The 26,221-nt window shown below is 48.1% G+C and carries 28 protein-coding genes; 9 read left to right on the top strand and 19 right to left on the bottom strand.

What is annotated here, in order from left to right; genetic code table 11:
* Position 1: 1 nt before the first annotated feature.
* A complete protein-coding gene (locus K3G25_RS02230; protein WP_022553460.1) occupies positions 2 to 1,051 on the top strand; it encodes a lactonase family protein in 1,050 nt (349 codons plus the stop codon).
* Between the two features lie 27 nt (positions 1,052 to 1,078).
* On the opposite strand, the gene K3G25_RS02225 is transcribed toward K3G25_RS02230, so the two are convergent.
* The 10 genes from K3G25_RS02225 to K3G25_RS02180 form a co-directional block, all read right to left on the bottom strand.
* Complete coding sequence (locus tag K3G25_RS02225) at positions 1,079 to 2,050, bottom strand: ABC transporter ATP-binding protein (protein WP_232489562.1); 972 nt, start codon at positions 2,048 to 2,050, stop codon at positions 1,079 to 1,081.
* Between the two features lie 3 nt (positions 2,051 to 2,053).
* On the bottom strand, positions 2,054 to 2,953 hold the full coding sequence (locus K3G25_RS02220) for a C40 family peptidase (protein ID WP_232489561.1): 900 nt from the start codon (positions 2,951 to 2,953) through the stop codon (positions 2,054 to 2,056).
* Positions 2,950 to 4,047 (bottom strand): mandelate racemase/muconate lactonizing enzyme family protein, encoded by a 1,098-nt coding sequence (locus tag K3G25_RS02215; RefSeq protein WP_115940858.1) that lies wholly within the window; start codon positions 4,045 to 4,047, stop codon positions 2,950 to 2,952. The genes K3G25_RS02220 and K3G25_RS02215 overlap by 4 nt, the downstream gene beginning before the upstream one ends.
* Positions 4,048 to 4,053: 6 nt before the next feature.
* Entirely contained in the window at positions 4,054 to 4,989 is a 936-nt protein-coding gene (locus tag K3G25_RS02210; protein WP_094295701.1) for a S66 peptidase family protein, read from the bottom strand.
* An 87-nt stretch (positions 4,990 to 5,076) separates the two neighbouring features.
* Positions 5,077 to 6,696 carry a peptide ABC transporter substrate-binding protein gene (locus K3G25_RS02205; protein ID WP_179156005.1) on the bottom strand — a complete coding sequence of 540 codons (1,620 nt, stop codon included), beginning with the start codon at positions 6,694 to 6,696 and terminating at the stop codon, positions 5,077 to 5,079.
* A complete protein-coding gene (locus K3G25_RS02200; RefSeq protein WP_022553465.1) occupies positions 6,693 to 7,721 on the bottom strand; it encodes an ABC transporter ATP-binding protein in 1,029 nt (342 codons plus the stop codon). The genes K3G25_RS02205 and K3G25_RS02200 overlap by 4 nt, the downstream gene beginning before the upstream one ends.
* A 5-nt stretch (positions 7,722 to 7,726) precedes the next feature.
* The gene (locus tag K3G25_RS02195; protein WP_017417615.1) at positions 7,727 to 8,674 is read right to left on the bottom strand and encodes an ABC transporter permease; all 948 of its coding nucleotides are present in this window, start codon (positions 8,672 to 8,674) and stop codon (positions 7,727 to 7,729) included.
* A 5-nt stretch (positions 8,675 to 8,679) separates the two neighbouring features.
* A complete protein-coding gene (locus K3G25_RS02190) occupies positions 8,680 to 9,606 on the bottom strand; it encodes an ABC transporter permease (RefSeq protein ID WP_232489560.1) in 927 nt (308 codons plus the stop codon).
* Positions 9,607 to 9,620: 14 nt separating this feature from the next.
* Positions 9,621 to 10,445, bottom strand: coding sequence for a M55 family metallopeptidase (locus K3G25_RS02185; protein WP_061862110.1), 825 nt, complete (start codon positions 10,443 to 10,445; stop codon positions 9,621 to 9,623).
* A 155-nt stretch (positions 10,446 to 10,600) separates the two neighbouring features.
* Entirely contained in the window at positions 10,601 to 12,160 is a 1,560-nt protein-coding gene (locus K3G25_RS02180) for an MFS transporter (RefSeq protein WP_109566887.1), read from the bottom strand.
* A gap of 288 nt (positions 12,161 to 12,448) precedes the next feature.
* On the opposite strand from K3G25_RS02180, the gene K3G25_RS02175 reads away from it, so the two are divergent.
* The gene (locus K3G25_RS02175) at positions 12,449 to 13,798 is read left to right on the top strand and encodes a serine protease HtrA (RefSeq protein ID WP_021493818.1); all 1,350 of its coding nucleotides are present in this window, start codon (positions 12,449 to 12,451) and stop codon (positions 13,796 to 13,798) included.
* Positions 13,799 to 13,897: 99 nt separating this feature from the next.
* The gene (locus K3G25_RS02170; RefSeq protein ID WP_232489559.1) at positions 13,898 to 14,074 is read left to right on the top strand and encodes a hypothetical protein; all 177 of its coding nucleotides are present in this window, start codon (positions 13,898 to 13,900) and stop codon (positions 14,072 to 14,074) included.
* 87 nt (positions 14,075 to 14,161) lie between these two features.
* Here K3G25_RS02170 and K3G25_RS02165 read toward each other — a convergent pair whose 3' ends face one another.
* The 3 genes from K3G25_RS02165 to K3G25_RS02155 all read right to left on the bottom strand — a co-directional run bounded on the left by K3G25_RS02165 (position 14,162) and on the right by K3G25_RS02155 (position 18,456).
* A complete protein-coding gene (locus K3G25_RS02165) occupies positions 14,162 to 15,133 on the bottom strand; it encodes a glycosyltransferase family 2 protein (RefSeq protein WP_014417531.1) in 972 nt (323 codons plus the stop codon).
* Between the two features lie 11 nt (positions 15,134 to 15,144).
* Positions 15,145 to 17,322 (bottom strand): ArnT family glycosyltransferase, encoded by a 2,178-nt coding sequence (locus tag K3G25_RS02160; RefSeq protein ID WP_021493819.1) that lies wholly within the window; start codon positions 17,320 to 17,322, stop codon positions 15,145 to 15,147.
* Between the two features lie 183 nt (positions 17,323 to 17,505).
* A complete protein-coding gene (locus K3G25_RS02155; RefSeq protein ID WP_007610844.1) occupies positions 17,506 to 18,456 on the bottom strand; it encodes a ring-cleaving dioxygenase in 951 nt (316 codons plus the stop codon).
* Between the two features lie 321 nt (positions 18,457 to 18,777).
* Between K3G25_RS02155 and K3G25_RS02150 the strand changes: the two genes are divergently transcribed.
* The 6 genes from K3G25_RS02150 (at position 18,778) to K3G25_RS02125 (ending at position 23,252) form a co-directional block, all read left to right on the top strand.
* On the top strand, positions 18,778 to 20,094 hold the full coding sequence (locus K3G25_RS02150) for an APC family permease (RefSeq protein ID WP_007610842.1): 1,317 nt from the start codon (positions 18,778 to 18,780) through the stop codon (positions 20,092 to 20,094).
* A 285-nt stretch (positions 20,095 to 20,379) separates the two neighbouring features.
* Entirely contained in the window at positions 20,380 to 20,997 is a 618-nt protein-coding gene (locus K3G25_RS02145; RefSeq protein ID WP_003154804.1) for a DUF47 domain-containing protein, read from the top strand.
* A 12-nt stretch (positions 20,998 to 21,009) separates the two neighbouring features.
* Complete coding sequence (locus K3G25_RS02140) at positions 21,010 to 22,008, top strand: inorganic phosphate transporter (RefSeq protein ID WP_003154805.1); 999 nt, start codon at positions 21,010 to 21,012, stop codon at positions 22,006 to 22,008.
* 104 nt (positions 22,009 to 22,112) lie between these two features.
* On the top strand, positions 22,113 to 22,859 hold the full coding sequence (locus tag K3G25_RS02135) for a type II toxin-antitoxin system SpoIISA family toxin (RefSeq protein ID WP_007407256.1): 747 nt from the start codon (positions 22,113 to 22,115) through the stop codon (positions 22,857 to 22,859).
* Entirely contained in the window at positions 22,860 to 23,030 is a 171-nt protein-coding gene (locus tag K3G25_RS02130) for a type II toxin-antitoxin system SpoIISB family antitoxin (protein ID WP_003154807.1), read from the top strand.
* Between the two features lie 96 nt (positions 23,031 to 23,126).
* Positions 23,127 to 23,252, top strand: coding sequence for a hypothetical protein (locus K3G25_RS02125; protein ID WP_003154809.1), 126 nt, complete (start codon positions 23,127 to 23,129; stop codon positions 23,250 to 23,252).
* A 34-nt stretch (positions 23,253 to 23,286) separates the two neighbouring features.
* Here the strand turns inward: K3G25_RS02125 and K3G25_RS02120 are convergent, their stop codons facing one another.
* Genes K3G25_RS02120 through K3G25_RS02095 form a run of 6 tightly spaced genes read right to left on the bottom strand, consistent with a single transcriptional unit; the run spans position 23,287 to position 26,216 of the window.
* The gene (locus K3G25_RS02120) at positions 23,287 to 24,165 is read right to left on the bottom strand and encodes an N-acetylmuramoyl-L-alanine amidase (protein WP_007407257.1); all 879 of its coding nucleotides are present in this window, start codon (positions 24,163 to 24,165) and stop codon (positions 23,287 to 23,289) included.
* A gap of 13 nt (positions 24,166 to 24,178) precedes the next feature.
* A complete protein-coding gene (locus tag K3G25_RS02115) occupies positions 24,179 to 24,442 on the bottom strand; it encodes a phage holin (protein ID WP_057079949.1) in 264 nt (87 codons plus the stop codon).
* Positions 24,443 to 24,455: 13 nt separating this feature from the next.
* A complete protein-coding gene (locus K3G25_RS02110; protein WP_021493821.1) occupies positions 24,456 to 24,719 on the bottom strand; it encodes a hemolysin XhlA family protein in 264 nt (87 codons plus the stop codon).
* 51 nt (positions 24,720 to 24,770) lie between these two features.
* Complete coding sequence (locus K3G25_RS02105) at positions 24,771 to 25,532, bottom strand: phage portal protein (RefSeq protein WP_174747636.1); 762 nt, start codon at positions 25,530 to 25,532, stop codon at positions 24,771 to 24,773.
* A gap of 56 nt (positions 25,533 to 25,588) precedes the next feature.
* Positions 25,589 to 25,786, bottom strand: coding sequence for an XkdX family protein (locus K3G25_RS02100; protein ID WP_007610833.1), 198 nt, complete (start codon positions 25,784 to 25,786; stop codon positions 25,589 to 25,591).
* A gap of 4 nt (positions 25,787 to 25,790) precedes the next feature.
* Positions 25,791 to 26,216, bottom strand: coding sequence for an XkdW family protein (locus tag K3G25_RS02095; protein ID WP_021493823.1), 426 nt, complete (start codon positions 26,214 to 26,216; stop codon positions 25,791 to 25,793).
* Positions 26,217 to 26,221: the final 5 nt, after the last annotated feature.

Below are 26,221 nucleotides of genomic sequence, written 5' to 3'. Positions count from 1 at the left end.
AATGGCTAAGTACATAGGATACGCGGGAACATATACAAAAGGCGGAAGCGAAGGCATTTATTGTTTTGAACTTGATACAGAAGCGAAACGGCTCAGCCGGCCGAAGCTGGCAGCAAAGCTCGGCAACCCGACATACGTCACTCCGAATTCTGATAACAGCATGCTGTATTCCATTGAAAAGACAGACGGAAAAGGCGGCGTCGCAGCCTATCAGATTCATCAGAACAGCGGGGAATTAACTTTTGTGAACCACCAGCTGATTGAAGGCCCGTCTCCATGCCACGTCAGCATTGATGATAAACATGAATATGTGTTAACCGCTAATTACCACAGCGGAAAAGTGCACGCCTTTCCCGTCAATGAGGACGGAAGTCTGCGGGAGCCGGCTGCCGAAGCCGCTCATACGGGAACAGGTCCTCATGAAAGACAAGAGAAACCGCATACCCATTTCGCAGGCTATACACCTGAGCATAACTACATTGCAGCCGTCGATTTAGGGACGGATACGCTTTATACTTACCAAATGAAAAACGGTTCGCTCACAGAGGTGAAAACTCACTCTTTCACACCGGGTTCAGGGCCGCGCCACATCGTTTTCCATCCGGCGGAAAAATACGCCTATGTCATGACGGAAATCAGTAATGAAGTCATCGCGCTTGAATACAACCCGACCTTAGGTGAATTCAGAGAGCTGCAGGTCATTTCCGCTTTGCCTGAAGGCTTTACGGACAAATCGCAAGGCAGCGCGATCCGCATATCTAAAGACGGCAGATTTCTTTATGCCGCCAACCGCGGACATGACAGCATCGCCATCTATAAGATCAACCAATATTCCGGTGAATTGTCTCTTATTGAATGGGTGCCGACAGAAGGAAACTGGCCGCGTGATTTCGCGTTTGACCCTTCCGAGACATTCCTTGTCGCGTCAAACGAAGAAACGGGAAATCTGGTTTTGTTTGAACGCGACTCCGAAACGGGCAGACTGACTCTGCTCCAATCTGACATTCCGGTTCCGTATCCGGTCTGCGTGTCATTTCTGCATCAGGTTTAATCAAAAAAGAAAGCTGACTTTATATTGTCAGCTTTCTTTTTTGATTAAATGGCAGGCGACAAAACGCCCCGCCTTCACTTCTTCAAGCTCAGGCGTTATCTTACCGCAGAGCTCCATCGCTTCAGGACACCGCGTCCTGAATACACAGCCGCTCGGCGGGTTAAGGGGGCTCGGCAGCTCCCCTTTCAGAATAATCCGTTCACGCTTGTCCTCAAGAAGCGGATCAGGAATCGGGATTGAGGATAAAAGCGCCTTCGTATAAGGGTGAAGCGGTTCCCGGTAAAGCGCAGCGCTTTCTGTAATTTCCATCATGCGGCCCAAATACATCACGCCGATCCGGTCGCTGATATGCTTGACCATTGATAAATCGTGGGCGATAAATAAAAATGTCAGCCCTTTCTCTTTCTGAAGCCTTTTTAAAAGGTTGACGACCTGAGCCTGTACCGACACATCCAGCGCTGAAATCGGCTCATCCGCCACGATAAATTCGGGATGCAGAGAGAGCGCTCTGGCAATCCCGATTCTCTGCCTCTGTCCGCCGCTGAATTCGTGAGGATACCGGCTGCCGAAATCCGGATGGAGCCCGACAGCTTCAAGCAGTTCATCCGCCATCATCAGACGGGCTTTTCTTGTATTGTAAAGATTGTGGATTTCCATCGGCTCCATAATAATTTCCCTTACGGTCAGGCGCGGATTTAACGAGGCGTAAGGGTCTTGGAAAATCATCTGCAGCTTGCGGAAGAAGACAGACCGCTGTTCTGCCGCGGCACGGTGTATATCCGTCCCTTCATATGATACCGAACCGGCCGTCGGGTCATACAGACGGAGAATAACCCTTCCGAGCGTCGATTTACCGCATCCCGATTCTCCGACAAGTCCGAATGTTTCCCCTCTTTTAATGTGAAAACTGACACCGTCGACTGCTTTTACGGCTTTCTTTCTTCCTGCGTCAAAATGCATTTTCAGCCCGCTGACTTCAAGGAGCGGAGATGCCGTCATTTTCTATTCCCCCTTTTCGCTTATACAGCGGCGTACGGTGCATAATTCTTTTTGATAGACGGTTCCTTCCAAAGACAGCACTTCGATTGTTTTTCCCGTTTTCGGGGAGTGCAGCATTCGGCCGTCTCCCAGCGCCAAACCGACATGGTGGATCGCGCCTTTTCCTTCTTCATAGGCGAAAAACAAAAGGTCGGCCGGCCGGATATCGTTTACCGCCGCGCCGCACCCGGCTTTTGCTTGGTCCTTTGCATCACGGGGAAGGGTATAGCCGTTTGCTTTAAATATCGAATACATAAACCCGGAACAGTCAAACCCGAAACCGCTCAGTCCTCCCCATAAATACGGAAGCCCGAGAAACATCATGCCCGTTTCGATGACATCGGCCGCCCGTCCTTCCGTATGCCGGCACTCGTCTGCGTCAGCTTCATTTACGAACCTTTCTCCGAGGGGCGTCACCACCCGGAAAAAGCCTTTCTCACGTCCTGATGCCGGAAGACGCGTTAAGAAACTTACTTCCAAGTCCGGTTCGCCGTTTGTGTGATATAAAATAGCTGTCGGTTTGGTAATCCATACGGCGGGGGAAGATGTATGAAAGCCGTCTTTTGAAAGCTGGTTTTTTTTCATCCAGCCCGGATATCCGCGCGCGTCCTTGTTTGAAGGCTGGCCGGGAACGGCGACAAAAGCCCATTCCCCTTCCTCTTTGAGAATGATCACTTCTTCTCCGAAAAGCGCTTGCGTTTGGACAAGGTTGTCTGTGCATAATTGCAGCCGCTCTTCATATCCCATAGACACTAACCATTTTCTGATCTGCGGCGGGTTTTCGAGCATCGGCGCATCATCCGAACGGGGAGATGACGGCAGCGTCCATACGTTGGCTGCCGCCGCTGTAACGGCTGCTCTCATCTTTTCGCCTCCTCTTGTATCGACACACCGGTAATGCCGAGACCCGGTTCATCGGGAATCGTAATCTGACTGCCGCTGTATGTGATGCCGCCTTGAATCAAATCATCTTTCAGCATAAGCGGCGCATCAAAATCAAACCTTGTCACATTCCGTTTGCCCGCGGCAAAATGAGCCGCGGCGGTGATGCCGAGCTTGGTCTCAATCATGCTGCCGACCATGCATTCCACGCCGCACGTTTCGGCCATCGCATTGATTGTTTCCGCCTGCTTTATGCCGCCCGCTTTCATCAGCTTAATATTGATTAAATCGGCGCTTCTCGTCTGCAGCACGTGAAAGGCCTGACGGGGGGTAAAGACGCTCTCATCCGCCATAATCGGCGTGTCTACGGCATCTGTGACCTGCTTCAGCCCGGCGATATCGTCTTTATGAACAGGCTGCTCGACCAGCTCAATGCCCAGGCCGGCGTCTTCCATCTTTCGGATCGCAGTCACGGCTTCTTTCGGCGTCCATCCTTGGTTGGCGTCCAATCTCAGTTTGACGTTTCCGCCGACACGTGATCTGATCGCCTGAATCCGGGCAACATCGTCCGATATGTCACCTATGCCGACTTTTATTTTTAAAATATGAAATCCTTTGTTCACATAACGGTCTGCATCCCCCGCCATCTCCTCAGGAGAATTAACGCTGACGGTAAAATCTGTTTCCAGTGTATTCCGATAGCCGCCGAGAAGCCGGTAAAGCGGCTGTCCGTGCATTTGCGCCCATCCGTCATATACAGCCATATCTACCGCGGCTTTTGCGCTTTGGTTTCTTTCCAACAGCCGGCTGATATCATACAGAACAGCTTCCGTGCCGAAAAGGCTCCGCCCCAAGAGAACGGGCTTCAGCACATCGTGGACGGCGCTTTCAATACCGGCCGTGCTGTCGCCTGTAATGACAACCGTCGGCGGCGCCTCCCCCCAGCCGGTCAGACCGTTGTCAAAAGTGAGCTTCACAATGACCGATTCAGCATTGTAAACCGTGCGCAAAGCGGTCTTAAACGGCTTTTTCAGCGGCACGGACATCCGTCCCGTTTGAATATCTGTAATCTTCACGCCTGATCACTCCCTTCCGGAAACCCCCGATTCAATCGTTACCGCTTTGGCCGCCGTATCCATAACCGCGCGGGCTCCGATCGGAACGGCGAAGCTCGGTGAACAATGGCCGATTTTAAAGCCTTTAAGCGCGGGCTTCCCTGATTTGACAATGTAATCATTCAGCACTTGCTCTAAGGTAAGGGACTTTTCTTTGTTTTTCGGTTCGCATTGGTGAAAGTCACAGACCAGGATTCCGGCTGCATCTGACAGTTTTCCTGCCATCTTTAATTGATTCAGCATTTTGTCGATTTGATACGGCTCCTCATCAATATCCTCGATAAACAGCAATTTGTCTTTCGTATCGATTTCAAACGGCGTGCCGAGCGTGGACGTAATGAGCGACAGATTGCCGCCCGCAAGCTCTCCCTCGGCCCTTCCGCCTGTCAGCACCTCTAAGGGAGAAATGTCCTCCGTATAGGTGAATTCCGTTTCTGTAAAAAGCTGATGATACGACGCTTTTGTCAGGGGATCAGCATCTTCAAGCCCGACATCCGTGCTCAGCATCGGGCCGTGAAATGTGACGAGCCCCGTATTTTGATGAATGGCGGTATGTAAAAACGTAATATCACTGTACCCCCAGAAAATTTTCGGATTGCGGCGGATTAAGCGGAAATCGATGTCGGCGGCAATGCGGCCCGTGCCGAATCCTCCGCACGCGCATATCACCGCTTTGACATTCTGATCACTAAACATGTCATGGAGATCATCGAGACGCGCCCGGTCCTCTCCCGCCAAATAGCCGTGACGAGTCTTCAGCGCCCGGCCGAGTTTCACATGAAGGCCAAGCTCATTCTCTAAAAACAGCAGCGCGGTTTGCAGCGTCCCGCTCTCAGGCGGGCTTGCGGGCGCAATCACACCGACCGTGTCGCCTTTTTGCAGTGCTTTCGGTTTATGGTTCATGACTTTTTCAATCTCCTTTCCGGATTGAAAAGTGAAACACGCCGCTCCTTTAATGGATAAAGAGCGGCATATGTTTCCGCTGTAAGATCAGGACTTTTCCGCCCATTTCAGATCAATGTAACCGACGGGGTGCCGGACAATGCCCTTCACGCCGCTGTTCTGCAGATGCACCTGATTGTAAAAGTAAATCGGAATGATCGGAGCCTCATTCATGAGCAGCTTTTCCGCTTTATGCATGAGCGCAAAACGTTTTTTGGCATCGGCCTCCTGTTTTGCCTGCTTGATGCAGCCGTCGTATGCCGCGTTGCCCCAGCCGGTGCGGTTCATGGAATTATCCGTTTGGAAAGCCTCAAGAAAACTGATCGGATCTGCGTAATCCGGTAAAAATGAGCTTTGAGAGAACTGGAACTTCAGTCCTTTCTGCTCTTCTAAAAAGACGTTCCATTCCATATTGGCGAGCTTAACGTCTATACCGAGCACACTTTTGAGCTTCTGCTGAACCGCTTCCGCTATTTTCTTATGCTCCGGTTTTGTGCTGTATGTCAATGTAACGGCGGGCAGCTTGTCATAATGCTCTTCCGCCATGCCTTTTTCCAGCAGTTTTTTGGCTTCTGATTCATCCGGATTTAATAAACTGCCGCCCGCTTCGCGGAAATCTTTCCCGTCAGGCTGAGTAAATCCCGGGGATACAAAGGCATGTGCCGGCTTTTCACTGTTTTTGGTCACATAATCCGTGATTTCTTTCTGATCAATCGCTGCGGCGAACGCTTTTCTGATCTTCTCATTTTGAAACGGCTCCATTTTTACGTTAAAACGATAGAAATAGAGTCCGGCCTGATCCCACGTGCGGACATTTTTTCCTCCCATCAGCTGCTCGCTCAGCTCTGCCGGCACAAAGGCGGTATCCAAATCCCCCGACTGGAACATCTGATAGTCGGTATTCCGGTCACTGACCATCGCCCAGGTGACTTTATCCAGTTTCACCGTCTTTTTATCCCAATACGTCTCGTTTTTGACCATCGTCATGCTGTCGTCATGCTTCCATTCCGTCAGTTTGAACGGCCCGTTGCCGACAAAGGTTTTTGCTTCAGTGAACCATTTCGGATCAGCCTTGGCGACTTTCTCATTAATCGGGAAATACGCCGGATTGGACACGACGCTCAGAAAATAATCCTGCGGTGCCGCCAATGTGACGACAAGCGTTTTTTTATCTTTTGCCGTGATTTTCACGTCTTCTCTTTTGCCTTTTCCGCTGTTAAATTCCTCCCCGCCTTTGATCATATAGCCGAGAAATGCGGAAGATGCGCCCGTTTTCGGATCGAGCATCCGTTTCCAGGCGTACACGAAGTCTTCCGCCGTAACGGGATCGCCATTTGTCCATTCGGCGTTATCACGGATATTGAAGGTATATGTCAGCTTATCAGCGGACACCTTCCAGCTTTCCGCCATGGCCGGTTCGGGTTTATTATCTTTTCCGAGCCTCGTCAATCCTTCCATGATGTTATTCAGCGGCTGCCAGGAAACATTATTAAATCCGATCGGCGGATCAAGTGAGGTCGGCTCATTTTCGTTATTGAGCCGCAGCACCGTTTCACCCCCCTGTTCTTTTGCTTTGCCGGGTTCTGTCCCCGCCTGTTCATTGGCTGTACAGCCCATCAGAGCAAACGAAACAACAGCAATCACACCGATCGCCCATCTCTTTTTCATTTCAATCCCCCTTTTTCCTCTGCTGCCGTCAGCTGCTGCTTCAGCCGCTCTGCACGGTGATCCTGAAGCCAGCAATTAACGATATGGCTTTTGGATTTCACGGTTGCTGCCGGGTATACCTTTTCACAGACGATCATCCTGTCCGGGCAGCGGGCGGCAAACGGGCAGCCCGGCGGCGGATCGAATAAATCAGGCGGCGTCCCGTCAATCGGCGACAGCTCACTATCCTCCATATCCAGCCGCGGCACTGAACGAAGCAGCCCCTTTGTGTATGGATGAGCCGGACGGTAAAAAATATCATGCCTCGTGCCGATTTCGGCGATTTTCCCCGCATACATGACGGCGACTCTGTCGGCGGTCTGAGCGACGACGCCGAGATCGTGTGTGATCAGAATAATAGACACGCCTGTTTTTCTTTGAATCTTCTTAAATAATTCAAGGATTTGTGCTTGAATCGTCACATCAAGAGCCGTTGTCGGTTCATCGGCGATCATAATTTCCGGCTCGCAGATCAGAGCCATCGCGATCACGATCCGCTGCCGCATGCCCCCGCTTAATTGGTGGGGGTACTGCTTCAGGCGGGATTTCGAGTCCGGGATACCGACCAGATCCAGCATGGCGAGAACTTCGGATTCAGCTTGTTTTCTTGTCATGGCGCGGTGTTCCAACAGCGCTTCTGAGAGCTGATCCCCTATGGTCAAAGTCGGATTGAGCGCCGTCATCGGGTCCTGAAAGATCATAGAAATATCGCGCCCCCGGATTCCCCGCATTTCCCGATCCGACATTTGGCAAAGGTCTTTCTGTTTAAATTGTATGCTTCCGGATTCAATCTTTGCCGAATGTTTCGGAAGAAGACCCATCACGGCTTGTGACGTCACGCTTTTTCCGCAGCCCGATTCACCGACGATCGCAAACGTTTCACCTTTATATAAATCGAAGCTGACGCCTCTTACGGCTTTTACAGTGCCTCCGTATGTTGAAAAAGTAACATGCAGATTTTGAACGGAAAGAACTTGCTGCGCCATTTTTCCTACCTCCTCAGTTTCGGGTCTAACGCGTCCTGCAAGCCGTCTCCAAGTACGTTAAACGCGTACATCGTTAAGGAAATGAAAAAAGCGGGAAAAAACAGCCGCCACCAATGGCCTGATAAAATCGCCGGCAGCCCGTCGTTTGCCATGACGCCCCAGCTTGCAAACGGCGCCTGAATGCCGAGTCCGAGAAAACTTAAAAATGATTCCGCAAAAATCGCCGCCGGCACTGTAAGCGTCATTTGGACAATAATGGCTCCCATCGTATTCGGCAGCAGATTTTTCTTAATGATCCGAAATGTTTTCGCTCCAAACGTTTTCGAAGCCAATACGTGTTCATCATGCTTCATCCTCAGCACCTGCCCTCTGACAATCCGCGCCATGCCGACCCATCCCGTCACGGTCAGAGCGACGATAATGGAACTGAGCCCCGGCCCCATCAGCACCATTAACAAAATGACAACGAGCAGATACGGCAATCCGTAGAGAACCTCGATGATTCTCATCATGGCGCTGTCTGTCCGGCCCCCTTTGTATCCGGCGACCCCTCCGTAGATAACGCCGATCAAAAAGTCGATCAGCGCCGCCATCACACCGACAAATAAAGAGATCCTCGCTCCGTACCACGTTCTTGTAAACACGTCCCGGCCAAGTTCATCGGTTCCGAACCAGTGTGAAAAAGAAGGCGGAAGATTCTGCTCGGCGAGCGTCTGCCTTGTCACGCTGTGCGGTGATATCAGCGGACCGAACACAGCCGATAGAAACAGGCAGCATAAAATCACAAGCCCGGCCATCGCCAATTTGTTCTTTTTAAGCCGCCGCCACGCATCCTGAGTGTAAGACAGGCTCGGACGCTTGACCGACTCGGTTTCACCCTTTCTTTCCGCGCCCGGCTGAAACCAGTCATCAGGCACTTCTGTGTGTTTTACCGTTTCTTGCGGGAGATTCATCAGGATCACCCTTTCTTATGAAGTTTTATGCGCGGGTCTAACAGGCCGTATGCCAAATCAACCAGAAACAGCAGGACGATCAGAATCACACTGTAAAATACGGTCGTTCCCATGATGACCGGGTAATCACGCTGATTGATGCTTTCTACGAAATATTTGCCCATTCCCGGTATGGCAAAAATTTTCTCGATGACGAAACTGCCCGTTAAAATACTTGCGGCAAGCGTCCCGAGTACTGTCACAACAGGCATAAGAGCGTTTTTTAATGCGTGTTTGATCACAATTTTGACGGGAGAAAGCCCCTTTGCTTTTGCCGTGCGGATGTAATCCTGAGTCAGCACTTCGGCCATGCTCGATCTTGTCAGCCTCGCGATAATGGCCATGGGACCGACGGCAAGCGCAACAGTCGGCAGGACCATGTGAACGGGACTCGTCCAGGTAGCTGCCGGAAACCATTTCAGATGAACCGCAAATTGCTGAATCAGCAGCGTAGCCATAATAAAATTCGGAATAGAAATCCCGAGCACCGCAAGGCTCATGGCCGCATAATCGAGAAAGCCGCCGCGCCTGAGAGCGGCCATTATGCCGAGCGTGAGCCCGGAAATAACAGCGATGATGATCGCCGTTATCCCAAGCTCAAATGAGACCGGAAACCCGCGTTCAAGCATGGCGTTTACACTGTCTGACGGTTTTTTAATTGAAGGACCGAAATCAAAGGTAAGAATGGATTTTAGATAGATGGCGTATTGAGTGATAAGAGGTTCGTTCAGATGGTAGTAGGATTCGAGATTTCGCTGGACCGCTTCGTTTGTGCCCCGCTCTTCGTTAAAAGGCGAGCCGGGTATCACTTTCATCATGACAAATGTCAGAGTGGTGATGACGAGGACGGTCATAATCATGGCGATAAAACGTTTGATAAAATACCGCAGCAATGCCGTTCACCCCTTTAACAGAATGTTGTTCTCATGGCGAGTTCTGTCATGACGAGCATGGCCTGATAAGCTTCCGGCATGTTTTTTGCCTGAAATTGAACGATTGTCGTTCCCGGGATGATTTCTGTGCCCGGCATTAAATGGGCCCATTCAGCCTGTCCGTAGTTGGCAAATTCAATGCCTAATACAGGTCTTTCAGGCGGAGTCAGCGGTTTGACCTTATCTTTATTTTTGAGCGCATAGGCTGTTTTTTCCGTCAGGAGCCGTCCGGCTTTTTGAGGGGACAGGCATTTGACCGCGGTTCTTGAAATGGTTTGTTTGACGGCGGCAGTCGTCACATTCGGGATCAGCTCCTCCGCTTCTTTTGCGGCGCAATCATCTCCGGCAGCCATGATGACCGGGACATCGTAAAATCCGGCGAGATAGGCATTTAACCCCAGTTCACCGACCGGCTTATCATTTATGTAAAAGTGGCGGACGCCGAATATCATGCTGTGCGACATGACGCCCGGCATCGACGCTCTCGCATGATAGCCGATAAACATCACACCCGAATACGATTCATCAAGCCCCTGCATCATGGAAAACGGCTTGACATCCCCCGTAATCAGCTCTGCCTCAGGGTGAAGTTTTTCCGCGAGCAGATTATTCATCTTTGAGTGGCTGTCATTCACGGTCACTTCCGTGCATCCGTTATTAAACGCTTCTGCGATGCACCAGTTTGCTTCTTCGGTCATCAGAACTCTGCCGCGCTCATAATTGTGCATGCGGGAATTGACAAATGTTTCATCAGGCAGTCCGGAAATCCCTTCCATATCCACAGATAGATACAGTTTCATGTAATGCCTCCTTTTTTACTTAAAATTTCGATATTAAATTATGAATATTCTAACAAATTATATTAAAAAAGGATGAAACATGCAATATACCATTCTGCTATTATGGGAAAAAACAAACCCTTTTCACCGGGAAAAGGGTTTGCTGATAGAAAAAGTTACATACCGTTTTTGCTTATATGATGACGCTGAAACTGTCTGACCGCACTTCTGTATTCACGATCGGGAATGACCTGATGCCTGATCGGTTCAGGAGCCTGCGGCGAAGGCTCTTCAGCCGCCTGCTTACGGACGGCATGCGGTTTATGCGCCAGCTTATGCCCCATGCCGGTCGCATTCATGACAAATGATAAACACACTAAAAGCAAGCTCAAGATGAAAGCAATAAGAAACAAATCGCTGTATGTCCCCATCAGCAGGTCATGCGGCGATTGTGTGCCGCGCGCGCCCCGAAGCATGCCGGAAGCATCTCTTTTCGTAAAATACCCTATTAAAACAGGTGCGCCCATATAAATGAACAGCCTTAAAAACTGAACTGCCGTCATGCGTTTCACCAGTTCCGGAAGCGGTCCGCCCAACGCGGCTCCCATCAGTCCGGCTGCCACAATAAGCCCTGTCCCGGCCGCCAGCATCACGAAAAGCCCCGCAAATAGAATAAGCGGTATATGATGATCCGCCGTCATCCATTGAAAATTCACGAATACCAGTATAACAGAGCCTGTTATGCCGAGCATGCCCGGACCGACTTTATCATATGCTAATGCACTGATGACAGCGGCGATGGCCACGCCTCCCAAAAGGCTCGCATATAGGAATATCAGTTGAGTTTGTGACATATGATATGCGGTCTGAAGCTCCCCGTGAAATGCAGAAAGACTGACCGCTATGGAAATACTGCCCGCAGCGATCATGAAAACACCCAGAATCGGCTTTGGAATCAGCATAAGTTTAATCGAAATCAGCGCATGTTCGTTTCTGTACTGCATGATCAGCAAGATCAGAAGAATGACGATGCTTCCTCCAAATCCCGCCAATGTCTGCCATGATGAAAAGCCCCATTTCGGCAGATGAATAAATGTATAGGCGGTCAGCACGGCTGATACACCCGCTAACAGAAAACCGATGCCGTCAAATGGAGATTTTTCAGCATTTTTATGAGCGTCATCCCGCAGCCACATATAACTGAAAATGAGGCCGAAAAAAGACAGCAGGCCAAAAATGCCGAACAGCCAATGCCAATGGCCGGCGCTTGCCGCCGCCGTGCCTAAAACGGTCCCCATAATGACGGACCCGTAAAATCCGCCGATTAACACAAATAATGCGTAATTCCGGCGCTCAATCGGAAACGAAAGCACCAGCATCGGGATCATAATCATCAGCATAGTGCCCGCCGCAGCTCCCTGTAAAAAACGGCCCGCGGCGAGCGGATAAATATCATTTGTCACAGCAGCAAGGAGCGCTCCGATGACACCCGCGGCCATCGAAATCATATAGACAGGCCGGGAGCCGAATCTTTTTCTTAAATACGGCCCCGCCGGCACGAATAAGGCAAATGCCATATTACCGATAATAATCGGATGAAAAGAGTCAAAGTTTTCCCCGCCGACCGTCTGCCGGACAAGGCTTTGGACAGCCGAAAGTGCGGTATTCGACATCAGCCCCGGCCCGACCGCCAATACAGCGAGCAGAGAAATAATCCAATGATGTTTTTCTTTCATTTGACAACTCCTTTCTGACTATTTAACAAAGTGAAAAAGCTAACAGATTTCCCCCATTAGCTTGACAGAATTTTTCATATCTTTTCATGTGAAGGATTGAACATAATATCTCATTTATTATTTCAAATCCGATGGAAATTGTCAATATAAAGCGCCTCCGTCCGATTACGCCTTTTTCACAATTTCCCACAATCTTTTCATTATTATCCCACACTTTTTGTTTAAGATGGAGTCAGTAATAATAGGCAAATCATGCTATGATGAAAATAGAGAAACGGAGTGAACATGATGGATAACTATCGTGATGAAAATCGGACAGACCAAAAAGAACAGGAAGTCCTTTTAGTAAAAGAAAACCCGCAGCCGGCCAGATATTCCGCGTCGGACGAGGACAAGAAAAAACGAAGCTTCGGCTGGTTCAGACCGCTTCTCGGCGGAGTGATCGGCGGAGGGCTCGCCCTCGGCATCTATACATTTACGCCGCTTGGAGACCATCAGACTCAAGATACTTCCAATACGGCTCCCGCTCAGGAAACGTCATCGGTAACCGCCAAGCAGACATCTTCTGATTCCGGCAGCAGCAAATCGGCAAACAGCTCATCGGCAAATTCAAGCAGCATTTCGAATATGGTGGAAGACATTTCACCGGCGATCGTCGGAATCACCAATCTGCAGAAGCAGCAAAGCAGTTCCGATTTATTCGGATTCGGATCAAGCTCAGATTCAAACTCAAATTCATCGGGTGAAGATGCGGAAACGGGATCGGGTTCAGGCGTTATTTTTAAGAAAGCAAACGGCAAAGCGTATATCATTACGAATAACCACGTGGTCGAAGGCGCCTCTTCCCTTAAAGTGTCATTATATGACGGCACCGATGTAACAGCTAAACTCGTCGGCAGCGACTCTCTGACAGACTTGGCCGTTTTAGAAATCAGTGATAAACACGTGACAAAAACGGCAAGCTTCGGCAGCTCATCCGCTCTCAGAACGGGTGAATCCGTCATCGCCATCGGTGATCCGCTCGGAAAAGACCTTTCCCGCACCGTCACACAGGGCATCGTGAGCGGCTTAAACAGAACCGTCTCGATCTCTACGTCAGCCGGCGAGTCAAGCATCAACGTCATCCAAACCGATGCCGCCATCAATCCCGGAAACAGCGGCGGACCGCTCTTGAATACAGACGGCAAAATCATCGGCATCAACAGCATGAAAATCAGCGAAAGTGATGTAGAAGGCATCGGCTTTGCCATCCCGAGCAACGATGTAAAACCGATCGCCGAAGAGCTTCTCACGAAAGGACAGGTGGAGCGCCCTTATATCGGCGTGAGCATGATCGACTTGGAACAAGTGCCGCAAAACTATCAGGAAGGCACACTCGGGCTTTTCGGCAAACAGCTGAATAAAGGCGTTTATATTCGCGAAGTGGCGCAGGGCTCACCTGCAGCCAAAGCCGGATTAAAAGCAGAAGACATCATTATCAGCTTAAAAGGGAAAGAAACCGACACGGGCAGCGAACTTCGCAATATTCTCTACAAGAATACGAAAGTCGGCAGCACCGTTGACGTGAAGATTATCAGAAACGGCAAGGAAATGACGAAAAAAATGAAACTGACTCAAAAAGAAGAAACATCTTCTTAACAAAAATCCAAGGCAGCCGCCTTGGATTTTTTATATACGGATGAAACTTTAGGCCTGGATCAGCCGTATGACTTAGTGTACAAAGGAGGATACATACACATGAAACAAACCGGACTTTTGCTGGTCGTTACCGGTCTGATCTTGCTGCAGCTGAGCATTCAGCTTCCTCAGCAAAACGCTGCTTGGGGAATGACGCTTGGTGCAAGCATTTTACTGAACCTTTCGGGAACCGGACTGATCATGCTCTCTCTGCACACGCAGACCGGCCGCAGATGAATAAAAAAAGCCGCGGGACATTCTGTATCCCGCGGCTTTTATTTCACATAAAAGCACCCTGTCCGCTGGCCGGACAGGGTGCTTCGGTTAAGACATATGCTGGTCCCGATAAATCTTTTCATTTTTAATGCCGTACGCTTTTTGCACGATATAGAGCGGACGATCTTTTGCTTCGTCATAAATCCTTCCGATATATTCGCCGATCATTCCGAGCATTAATAGAACGATGCCGCTGAATAACAGCTGTATCACAATCAGAGAGGACCAGCCCGTAATGGTGCTGTTCGTAAACAGCTTCATGTATAAAACGATAAACATATAGAGAAAACCCGCTCCGGACATGATCATTCCCGCATAGCTTGCCGCCTTGAGCGGTTTATGAGAGAACGTTGTGATTCCGTCCATGGAAAGCTTCAGCATTTTTTTAAGCGGGTATTTCGTTTCCCCCGCAAGCCGCTCATCTCGTTCATATTCTACAGCAGTCTGCTTAAAGCCGACCCAGCTGACGAGCCCTCTGACAAAAGGATTTTTTTCTTTTAATTTTTTCATCTCATCACAGACTTTTCTGTCCAGCAGGCGGAAATCTCCGGTGTCGAGCGGAATATCAATATCAGTCACGTTCCGCAGCAGCCGGTAAAACATAGAGGCCGTCTGTTTCTTGAAAAAGGTTTCTCCCTTTCGTTTCGTTCTGACGGCGTACACCACATCGTAGCCTTCTTTCCACTGCTCAATCATATCAAGGATTAATTCAGGAGGGTCCTGCAAATCGGCGTCAATGACGGCGATTGCATTCCCCTCTGCATAATCCATACCCGCTGTGATCGCGATCTGATGTCCGAAGTTTCTGGAAAAATCAATAATTTTCACTCTCGGATCAATCAGACTTTGCTCTCTTAAAATCTCAATACTGCGGTCTTTGCTTCCATCATTGACAAAGATCAATTCATAATGCTCTTTTGTTTGATCCATCACTTCTTTCAGACGCTGATAGGTTGTCTGAATGACGAGTTCCTCGTTATAAACCGGGACGACTATTGAATATTGAATATGTCTGCTCATGTTTTTTCCTCCTATTCATCAGATTGAAGTTCGTATAGTGAAGCTGATTGATTCATTCCGCCCGGCCCGCCGCTCATTCGGCTGTTTTTACCTGAGGCCTTGCTGCTTTTTTTATCAGCTGCATCACTATTTTTCGTTTTCTGATCTGTGTTTGATTGCCATTTATCTGAAGATACTTTCTTTCCGTTTTTCTCAACCCACTGCACAATATCGTTATTTCCGCCTTTGCCCATTCCGGATGCTAAGAAGTATTTTACTTTCCCTTCTTTTACGAGCTTTTTAAATTGGGCCAGCGTAATGGCCGGGTCAGACCCGCTGTATCCGCCGATCGCCATGACCGCTTTTTTCGTTTTAATAATGTAAGGCGCCGCAGTGTTGGAATCGGTTGTTGCAAATAGATAGTCCGCTCCGGCGTTGTGTTTCTCTAAATAGTTGATCAGTTTTGTATTGACAGATGCGTTATCCATTCCCATGCCTTTTCCGCTTGTTGAAGCGAGCTGAGGGCCTGTTTCAGGCAATGAGCTGTTGCCTCCGTACAGAAGCGGTGTGCTCGCCCAATAAATCGGCATGACCATCAAGACGAGAAGGGCTGCAAGTGAAACATAGTAACTGAGCGGTTTTTGGCGCTGTTTGAATACGAACAGAGCGATGGCAGCCACTGCGCCGATAACGCCTACTCCGATGCTCCAGCCTGCGCCGATTTGATCATTGTAGTTTCTGAGGATAAACAGCTCAAATCCGGTTGTCACAAGAATAGCGGCCGGCAATAGCCAAGTTTTCCATCCCGCCTGCTTGCGGTACAGATGAACGAGGGCGACCCATCCCGCACCGACAAGTGCCGCGATCGGAGGCGCCAGCATAATGAGATAATAATGGTGGAAAAATTCTGCGACACTGAAGAATCCGGCAATCGGCACAAGCCACGCTGCCCAAAAGATCGTTTCCTTCTGTTCTGCTGATAATCGTCTTCTTTCTCTCACCCCGGCGATCAATAAACCGGCCATTCCAAAAATCGCAAACGGCAGGAGCCAGCTGATCTGATCAGATAATTCCGTTTGGAAAAGGCGCAGCGGACCAGGGGTTCCCGTACCGAACATTCCTGAACCTGATTGCATTTTCGAGCCGGTGCCTGTACCGCTTTTTCCTCCGCCGCCGGGACCGCCTCCGCCGCCATCTCCGCCGCTTGGAGGGCCTCCTTGACCGCCGCTTGGCATTTCGCCGCCGCTTGGCATTTTCCCGTTAGATGGAGGTGCCGTCATACTGCCGTTTTGTGATTTGTCTCCGCTTGCTGAACTGCTGCTTGAAGACTGGCCAGGCGGTTTTTGCATTTGTGAAGAACCGCCGGAAGAAGACATCTCTTTCGATGCGTTTCCGTCCGGCCCGCCCTGGCCGCCGCCGGAACTTTGCCCTGTCAGCCGCTGAATCCCGTTATATCCGAAAGCCAATTCCAATACGGAGTTTGTCTGGCTGCTTCCGACATATGGCCTTTTGCTGGCAGGAATATTGTCAACAATGAGCGGCCATGACAATGAAACGGCTGCTAAAACGGCTAACGCGCTTACCAATGAAATGATTTTTTTCTTAATCGTGGTGTTTGCCGCAATCATATAGAACAGCAAGAAGGCCGGCAAAATCATATAAGCCTGAAGCATTTTTGTGTTAAAGCCTGCTCCGACGACAAAAAATGCCGCCAAAAGCCAGATCAGTCTGCCCTTTCTGATCGCTTTAAAGAGAAGCCATGTGGCGAACAAGAGGAAAAAGACCAGTAAAGCATCGACATTGTTCGTCCGCGCGACCGCTACTGCGATCGGTGTACACGCCATGACAAATGAGGCGATGCGCGCCGCCGTTTTTCCGAACGTCGGCTTTATTAATAAGTACATGAATAGAACTGAACCTACACCCGCCAATGCCTGAGGCAGGATGACGCTCCACCCGTGCATACCGAATATCAGCGCGCTGATCGTTTGAATCTGGTATGTCACAGGCGGTTTATCTACCGTGATAAACCCGGCTGCGTCAAATGAAGCGTAAAAGAAATTATGAAAGCTTTGAAGCATACTCGTTACCGCTGCGGTGTAATAAGGATTCACCGTATCGTCATTCCAGATGTTGTACATATTCAAGAATGCGGAAGCGAGTAAAATGAGAATTAAGACTGCGTCTATCTCGCGTTTTTTCATTTTCACCTGTGTTTTCACTCCTTTTGTTTAACTTTGAACAAGTGTAACAACCAAATGTGAAAAATTTATTAATAAACAAAGACAATTATTTTGCCGTTTACAAATAGGTAAAAAGAATGACAAAACGGGTAAAAAAGAAAAAAAAAGATGCCCCCGTCAAGCCGGGAGGCATCTGTCATGATTTCTGATTTACTGAATCGGTTTCAGCCGCGCTTCTATTTCAGAACGGCGGTGTTCGAGATAAGGCGGGAGCGCAACCGTTTTGCCCAGCTCTTCAGGTTTTTCATCAACCATAAATCCCGGACCGTCCGTTGACAATTCAAACAGAATTCCGTTCGGCTCCCGGAAGTACAGCGCTTTGAAATAATAACGCTCTACAATGCCTGAGTTGCTGAAACCTTCTTTCGTAATGATGCGGTGCCATAAAGCAAGCTCCTCTTCATTCTGGACGCGGAAGGCCACATGGTGCACGCTGCCTTTTCCAGGACGCTCGCGCGGAAGATCGTTTCTTTCAATGAGATGGACTTCTGTACGCGCGCCTCCGTTTCCGGATTCGAGTACCGTAACCGTGCCCCGGTCTTCATGCGTTTCTTTCCCGATTTCAGTGAAGCCCAGCACATCGGTTAACACACGCAGCGTCGGTTCTGCATACGGGACGGTCAATTCAACGGGACCAAGACCGCGGAAAGAATATTCTTCCGGTATGCCGCTTTGCTTCACCGCTTCACCGATGTCTTTTCCTTTTTCGTCAGCTGTCAGCACAAGCCGCTGTCCTTCATGATCCTGAAAAGCGAGTGTGTCCCTGCCCGCTATTTTCACGATCTCACTGTGAGAGACCTGATGCTCTTCAAATCGTTTTTTCCAATATTGGAGCGCTTGTGCATCCGGGACACGCAGGCCGATTGAAGAAATACTGTTTGTTCCCGCATGAAACGGCGCAATCCGCGGAATCTCGAAAAACGTCAATTCAGATCCCGGATTGGCTGTTTCATCACCGTAAAACAAATGATACATCGTCGGTTCATCTTGGTTTACGGACTTTTTCACAAGCTTCAGTCCCAGGATGTTCCGATAGAAATCTAAATTTTTCTGCGCATCAGCCGTCAATGCTGATACATGGTGTATTCCATTAACTTTCATTATGTTATCCTCCAGTCAATTATCTCGATTTCGAGATATTTATATATACAATTTATGTTATCCGGATCGTAAAGTCAACCCATCTGCTTCACAGACGGTCTGCAGACTGCCGCTCCCTAAATAACGAACCTTTGATATAAAAAAACCATTAATGTTCGCTTTTAAAACGGTATTTTTTCCTTCTCAAAAGCAGAAACCTTTATCTTTTAGGGAAAACAACAAAATCAGAAAATTTATTTTATTCGTGTTTCAGCAATTAGGGTTTACAATATGGAAAATAGTTTTTTCATCATGACGATTTTACATCTGGAGGGAAAGGATATGCAGATTGAAGAGAACGGACTTAAAAAAGAGATCGGCCTTACCATCGCCCTCTCACTTGTTATCGGCACCATCATCGGTTCCGGCGTATTTATGAAACCAGGCGCCGTGCTTGCCTACTCCGGTGATGCGAAAACCGCGCTTATCGCGTGGCTGTTAGGAGGTATTTTGACGCTTGCAGGCGGATTGACCGTTGCGGAAATCGGCACTCAGATTCCGAAAACGGGCGGACTTTATACATATCTCGAAGAAGTGTACGGCGAATTTTGGGGCTTTTTGTGCGGATGGGTTCAAATTATCATTTACGGCCCGGCCATTATCGGAGCAATCGGCTTGTATTTCGGATCTTTGATGGCGCACTTGTTCAATTGGGATTCCGGCTGGTCTAAATTGATCGGGATTTCAGCCGTTTTGTTTTTAAGCATCATTAATATTATCGGAACGAAATATGGCGGCATCGTACAGGGAATTACGACTGTCGGCAAATTGATTCCGATTATCTGCATGATCGTGTTCGGCCTTTGGAAAGGCGATCAGCATATTTTCACAGCCGTTACAAGCAGCATGTCGGACATGAATTTCGGCGCTGCCATACTGGCCACCTTGTTTGCTTATGACGGCTGGATTCTGCTTGCGGCACTCGGCGGCGAGATGAAAAATCCGGAAAAGCTGCTCCCGAGAGCGATGACGGGCGGACTGCTGGTCGTCACCGCCATTTATCTTTTCATTAACTTTGCGCTGCTGCACATTCTTCCTGCGACCGACATCGTCAAACTCGGTGAAAATGCGACCGGCACCGCTGCCGGAATGCTGTTTGGCGACATCGGAGGAAAATTGATCAGCGTCGGAATCATCGTCAGCATCTTCGGCTGTTTAAACGGAAAGATTCTCGCTTTTCCGCGTGTCTCGTTTGCGATGGCGGAACGGAAACAGCTGCCGTTTGCCGGACAGATTTCGCGGGTTCATCCGACGTTCCGCACCCCGTGGATTGCCGTGTCATTTCAGATCGCGCTGGCCATTATTTTTATGATCGCCAGCAATCCCGATAAGCTGTCTGAAATCTCTATTTTCATGATTTATATTTTTTACGTCATGGCCTTTTTCGCCGTGTTTATCCTCAGAAAAAAAAGCGGCGGAAAACCGCGCGCCTACAGCGTGCCTTTGTATCCGATCATTCCTGTTTTGGCCATCGCGGGTTCACTGTTTGTGCTGATCAGCACGATCATTACAGATACACTGAGCTGCGCGCTGTCCCTCTTGATCGGCCTCGCCGGGCTGCCGCTTTATTTTTGGCTGAAAAACGGCAGAAAAAACTGATAAAAACGGTTCCTTTTACGGGAGCCGTTTTTTTTCTGGCAAAATCACGTGCAAAAGTTGACAGCAAATTCACATCTTTTGTTATACTTTTTAAGCAAGATGTCTGAATTCGAAGTATGTTACGTTTTTTTGGCGAAGTGGGTAACATAAGAAAAACAGGATGAGACACGTTTTTACGAAAAAATCAAGAGGCGTTTTTTTCGACTTTATCTGTTTTTTTTCGACAAAAGGCTATATAATAATTTGATGTGTGCATTGTCTCATTCAAACAATGGAGGGTTTTTAATGATAAAAAGAAAAAAAGATAAGTTCTCACTCCTTTTAACAGAAATCGCAAAAAACATAGACGAAACCGCAGAATACTTTGTCAACTTTAAAGTGACGAACCAGACGACTTTAAAGGAATTTGCCGATACGTTAAAAGAGTTTGAAACAAAAGGAGATAATCATGTTCATGTCATGATTAAAGAGCTGAACAAAGCTTTTATCACTCCCATTGAACGTGAAGACATCCTTGAGCTGACAAACAGCCTCGATGACGTGCTTGACGGAATCGAACATTTTTCAGCAATGATGGAGATTTTCTCGATCACTTCTTCCGATGAGCATATCGATAAGTTCAGCGGATACATCAGAGAGTGCGCGAAGGAAATTTTAATCACGATTGAGCTGCTTGCAGAAAACCGATTGAAGGACATTCACCCTCACGCCATTAAAATTAAGGAATACGAGCACAGCTGTGATAACCTGCACCGTAAATCATTAAAAAATCTGTTCGGCACAGAAACCGATCCGATTAAAGTGATTCAGTACCGCGAGATTTACGAAACGCTTGAGGAAATTGCCGACTCTTGCCAAAGCGTTGCCAATAACCTTGAAACCATTATTATGAAAAACGCGTAACGAGGGGTTATAATGGATACTCTATTACTTTTAACGATATTAATTGTCATATGCGCTTTGGTATTTGACTTCATTAACGGATTTCACGATACCGCAAACGCAATCGCCACCTCAGTTTCGACAAAAGCGCTGAAGCCGCGGCACGCAATCGTCATGGCCGCCATCATGAACTTTCTCGGAGCGATGACATTTACCGGTGTGGCGAAAACCATTACAAAGGACATTGTGAATCCTTATACATTAGACAATGGGTCAGTTGTCATTCTGGCGGCTCTACTCGCCGCAATCGCCTGGAACTTGATCACATGGTATTTCGGCATTCCGAGCAGCTCTTCACATGCGATTATCGGAGCGATCGCCGGAGCGGCCATTGCAGCGTCAGGTTTTGCGACGCTTAATTATAAAGGGTTCATTAAAATTATCGAAGCACTTATTTTATCACCGATCATCGCCTTTGTTCTCGGCTTTATCGTATATTCGATCGTGAAGCTGATTTTTAAAGACAGCAATCTGGCGAAAACAAATAAACGCTTCCGCAGAGTGCAGATTTTGACGGCTGCCATTCAGTCCTATACACACGGAACGAACGACGCGCAAAAAGCGATGGGTATCATTACGATGGCGCTTATGACTGCCAATTTACATAAAAGTGATGCCATTCCTTTTTGGGTGCAGCTCTCTTGTGCCCTGGCAATGGGTCTCGGCACATCCATCGGCGGCTGGAAAATCATTAAAACCGTCGGCGGGAAAATTATGAAAATCCGTCCGGTAAACGGCGTATCTGCCGACTTAACCGGCGCAGCCATTATTTTCGGGGCCACGTTTATTCATCTCCCTGTCAGCACGACACACGTCATTTCGTCTTCCATTCTCGGTGTGGGCGCTTCCCACCGCGTAAAAGGCGTAAACTGGGGAACGGCTAAACGGATGCTCATTACATGGGTCATCACCCTGCCGATTGCAGGTACACTCGGCGCCATCGCCTTTTTCATCTTAGATCTGTTTTTCTGATGACATCCGCTTCTTTACAGAAGCGGTTTTTTTTGTGACAGGAAAATGATGTCATGACATAGAATGAACATAGCAGACCATTTTTCAAATTGTGAGGGATGCTCATGCTTTTGTTTTTTCAGATTATGGTGTGGACGATGGCGGCCGCACTCATTTTATATGTGTACGCATCCTGGCGGTATGAGGCAAAGGTAAAAGAAAAAATGTTTGCCATCCGTAAAACGTGGTATTTACTATTTGTACTGGGCTCCATGGTCTATTGGACATATGATCCCGAATCGCTCTTTGCCGCATGGAGACAATATTTGATTGTTGCCGTCTGCTTTGCCCTTATTGATGCGTTTATCTTTTTGAGCGCGTATATCAAAAAGCTCGCCGGCAATGAATTAGAGACGGATACGCGGGAAATTTTAGAAGAAAATAACGAAATGCTTCACTCCTATCTTGAAAAACTGAAAACCTATCAATATCTGTTGAAAAATGAACCGATCCATGTATATTATGGAAGTACAGAAGCTTATGCGGAAGGCATCAGCAGACTGCTGGCCGCTTATGCCGAAAAAATGAATGTCACGGCTTCCTTGTGCGACTATTCCGCACAATCGGATAAGGACCGCTTGACGGAGCATATGCCTGATGCGGCAGACGTTCAGTCCCGTCTTAACCGTAAAGACGTCTACTATGATCAAAAAGGCAGGCTTGTGCTTATTCCGTTTACAGTCCAGAACCGCCATTACGTGATCAAACTCACGTCGGAAAACCTGTTGACGGAATTCGATTATTTGCTTTTCACATCGCTAACGAGCATTTATGATTTAATGCTGCCAATAGAAGAGGAAGGTGACGGTTAAATGGAGCAGGCATTTCAAAACGGGCAGCCGGAACAAAGAGCGAAACCGTTCAAAATGTTTAAAAAACGTTCAATGACAAGTATCGCAAGTTACCAGGTCAGCCCTCATACCGCCAGAATTTTCAAAGAAAACGAGCGGCTGATTGACAAGTATAAACAAAAAAAAGCTTGATTACACTAAGGACAGGAGACACGGCTCTTGTCCTTATTCCTTTTTTTCTTATCTTTCATATAATAAAACTAACAAAGAGATGCGACAGGTGATGATGTGAAGAAAATTGTCAGGCGCGTAAAGTTTGTGGATTACGGACGCTTCGGGCTTTCCGCTTATTCGCTGAGGATGCGGGCGAGGAATCTCGGGCTATTGAACCGGTTAAAAAAGAAAAAAGGCTGAATCCCGCAATGTGAACGGGACTCAGCCTTTTTTGTTAAAGCTGCATCAGAATTTTCGCTTTTACAGCGGGACCGTAGACGCCGTCAGACGTCAGTCCGTTTACAGATTGGAAGCGGGCCACGGCATCTGCGGTTTTCGGGCCGTAGATACCGTCAATGCCGTTATTGACAGCTCCTTTTTCAGGATAGAAATAAAGCGCGGCGAGCGCGTTTTGCACCTGGTATACCTTTTCACCGGACGTGTACGGCTCTGTCAGCTGAATCACCTCGTCCGGAAGAGAATACAGTGCTTCAACCGGCGGGCTGACGATCAGTACTTGTCCGACTTTAATCAGGTTCGGGTCAGCGATGTTATTCCATTTCTGCAGATCGGCCACGCTGACGCCGAATTTCCGCGCGATCGCTGACAGCGTATCTCCTTTTTGGACGGTATACGTCTGTCTTTCCCCAGAACCGATTCCCGCTTTAAACTCATCCCATGTATCCAACAGTCTTCTCGGACAAAGCTTTCCTGACCAATGCTTGTGCGCAACGACATTCGCAAGCGGGATGCCGTGCGACGTCATTAATGTGCGGATGAGCCATTGGGCGTTTGCCACGGCCTGTGAAAAGTTGCCGTCTGCGTTTTCACAAATTTCAATACCGATGGATTTACGGTTGCCGTCCCCGTTTCCGTCACCGGCATGCCAGCCGTTTTCGTTCAGCGGAAGATGCTGATAAATTTCCGTATCATCGACTGTGAAATGCCAGCTTGTCGGTGTATCGGGATTTTTCACATAGCTTGCGTGACTTTTGGCGTTAGCTCCGACTGCGGTATTGGCTGTATTGTGCACCGTAATGTAAATCGGTGTCATTGCATAGCCTGGGCGGTTATTGTTTCCTGCCGGGATAAAATCCTGTGTGATTTTTACCATATTCTCATCTCTCCTATTTCGATAAATTGTTTATTTTTAATAAAGCCTGCTGTTTTTTCCCTTTTGCTGTAACGTAATTGTTTTTAAACCAGGCGGCGGCAGTCGTTATGATTGTAAAAACGGCCGACCCGGCGGCATACAGCGTATCTGCAAGCTGATTGACCTGGTCCTCCTGAATATTCAGCGGCGATTTGCCGAACATCAGCAAAGTTTGATTCAATAAAGCAAGCAAAAGAAGCACCGTCCTGACGACCGTGCCTTTGTCCGCGAATTTCATATCGGTTTCCCCCCTACTTTTGCAGCAGATTGTACATGATGGCGATGGCTCCGCCAATGACGCCCGTGCAGATTGCTGTCACGATCGCTCCTGTAATGGTCCGCTTAATCCATGTTGTGTTTTCGTCAATTTTATTCAGTTTTTCATTCAGCGTCATGATTTGCTGATCGTGCCGGTCGGATACCCGCTCTAATACGGCCACCCGCTGTTCAAGCACCTTTTGTTCACCTTTGATTCCTGCGAATTCTTTTTGCACCGCTTGTTCATCCAGAAGCACTTCCGCTCCCCCCTCTTACATTGTTCTCACCTCCCTTCGGAAGTTTCATTCTTACGAAAATGCCGTGCCTTTGACAGAAAGGCTCCCGCCGGAAATGCTTTTGATTTCCATGACGATTTCCTTAAAGCCGGCAATATCAAATGACCACACTTCGTCTGTGCCTGATGTACCGGCGGCTGATGTTCCGTCTTCAGACCTGATTCCTCTGATCGGCACATTTCTTCCCGAGATGGATCTCCCCCAAAACGCGATATGGCCCGACTCAGCCGTGCCGGTGATTTCGATGAGAAGTTTTTTCCAAGCGCCCGCTGAGAAGATGCTTCCCTCGCCCGCCTCTGCTGCATTTTCATGAAAAATCACGTCTGTATATGAAAACGCCATATCACCGCCCGTACCGACAGATTGGTATAAAACAAATTCGGACTGCTTTTGATTTCCATTTTCAAAACGGAACCGGTAATATCTTTTTGTCAGACTGACCCACCCCGAAGCGGTCAGCACTCCGCCTTTGACTGCGACAGAATGTGAAGCCGTCCACGAATTGTTATCCTCGCTCTCTTCGATAAAAAGAGTTCCGCTGCGGTCCGAATAAGCCCACCCCTGTGCTCTGTCTATTAAGACGGCTCCTAAACGGTCTTGTCCGAATTGGCTGTATACTTCAATCGCTTCTAGCGGCGTATTGGTAAGAAGCTCTGTCATTCCGGACAAATCAGCAACCGGTGTGACATAATCGTTTTTGTTACCGCGATAAGCTTTTACTGCGCCGGGTCTGCCAAGTTGATCGGCAGGAAATTCAAATGAATGCTTTTTCATCGGCCGTCCTCCTTTTCTGATTTATTAAAAATGACAAATAAAAAAAGCCGTTCGGCTTATGACACAGCATTTTTATAGTTTTCGTATGTTTCACCCGTTATTTCTTGAAATTCCTCAGGCGTGATATACTTCGCGGCCACACCTTCCGCCAGATCTTCGGCAGAGCAGTCATCATAGCCCATAGCCTGTTTTACCATTTCTATTGAGGCCCACTTATAAAACAAAGCGTAAACCCAAAAGTTAAGTCTCTTCATTTTTTCATTCTCCTTTTATGTTTAATAATTCTAATTTTAAAGATACTAATTGTTCACCTAAAGCTTTATTCAGCATCTCTGTTTTCTCCCTTGCCACCACTTCGGCAGACAATTGTACACCTAAAGCATTTTGAGCTTGTTCTGCTTGTTTTCTCACAAGTTTTTCATCTGCCAGTTGCTGTCCGATTTCTTTCAACTGTTCCACGATGGGATCCGGCTCCACCACATCCTGATACTTGTTTTTTTGATTTTCCTTATATTCTTTATCAGCAGATTCGTTCCAAATTTTATTTACTTCATCAAACTGCGGTCTCCATAAGCCGTCCGGAGGTTTTATGGTTGTTGAGTTTTGCGGCATTGAACTTGATGTACTGTTTAAGATTTCAGGCCTTTGAAAATAAAAATTCTCATCATACAAAAAGACTTGCATATTCA

The organism is Bacillus sp. FCW2, from assembly GCF_021228595.1.
Classification (GTDB): Bacteria; Bacillota; Bacilli; order Bacillales; family Bacillaceae; genus Bacillus; species Bacillus velezensis.
Note: the sequence above shows the minus strand (reverse complement) of the source record. Positions and strands in the feature narration are given on the sequence as shown.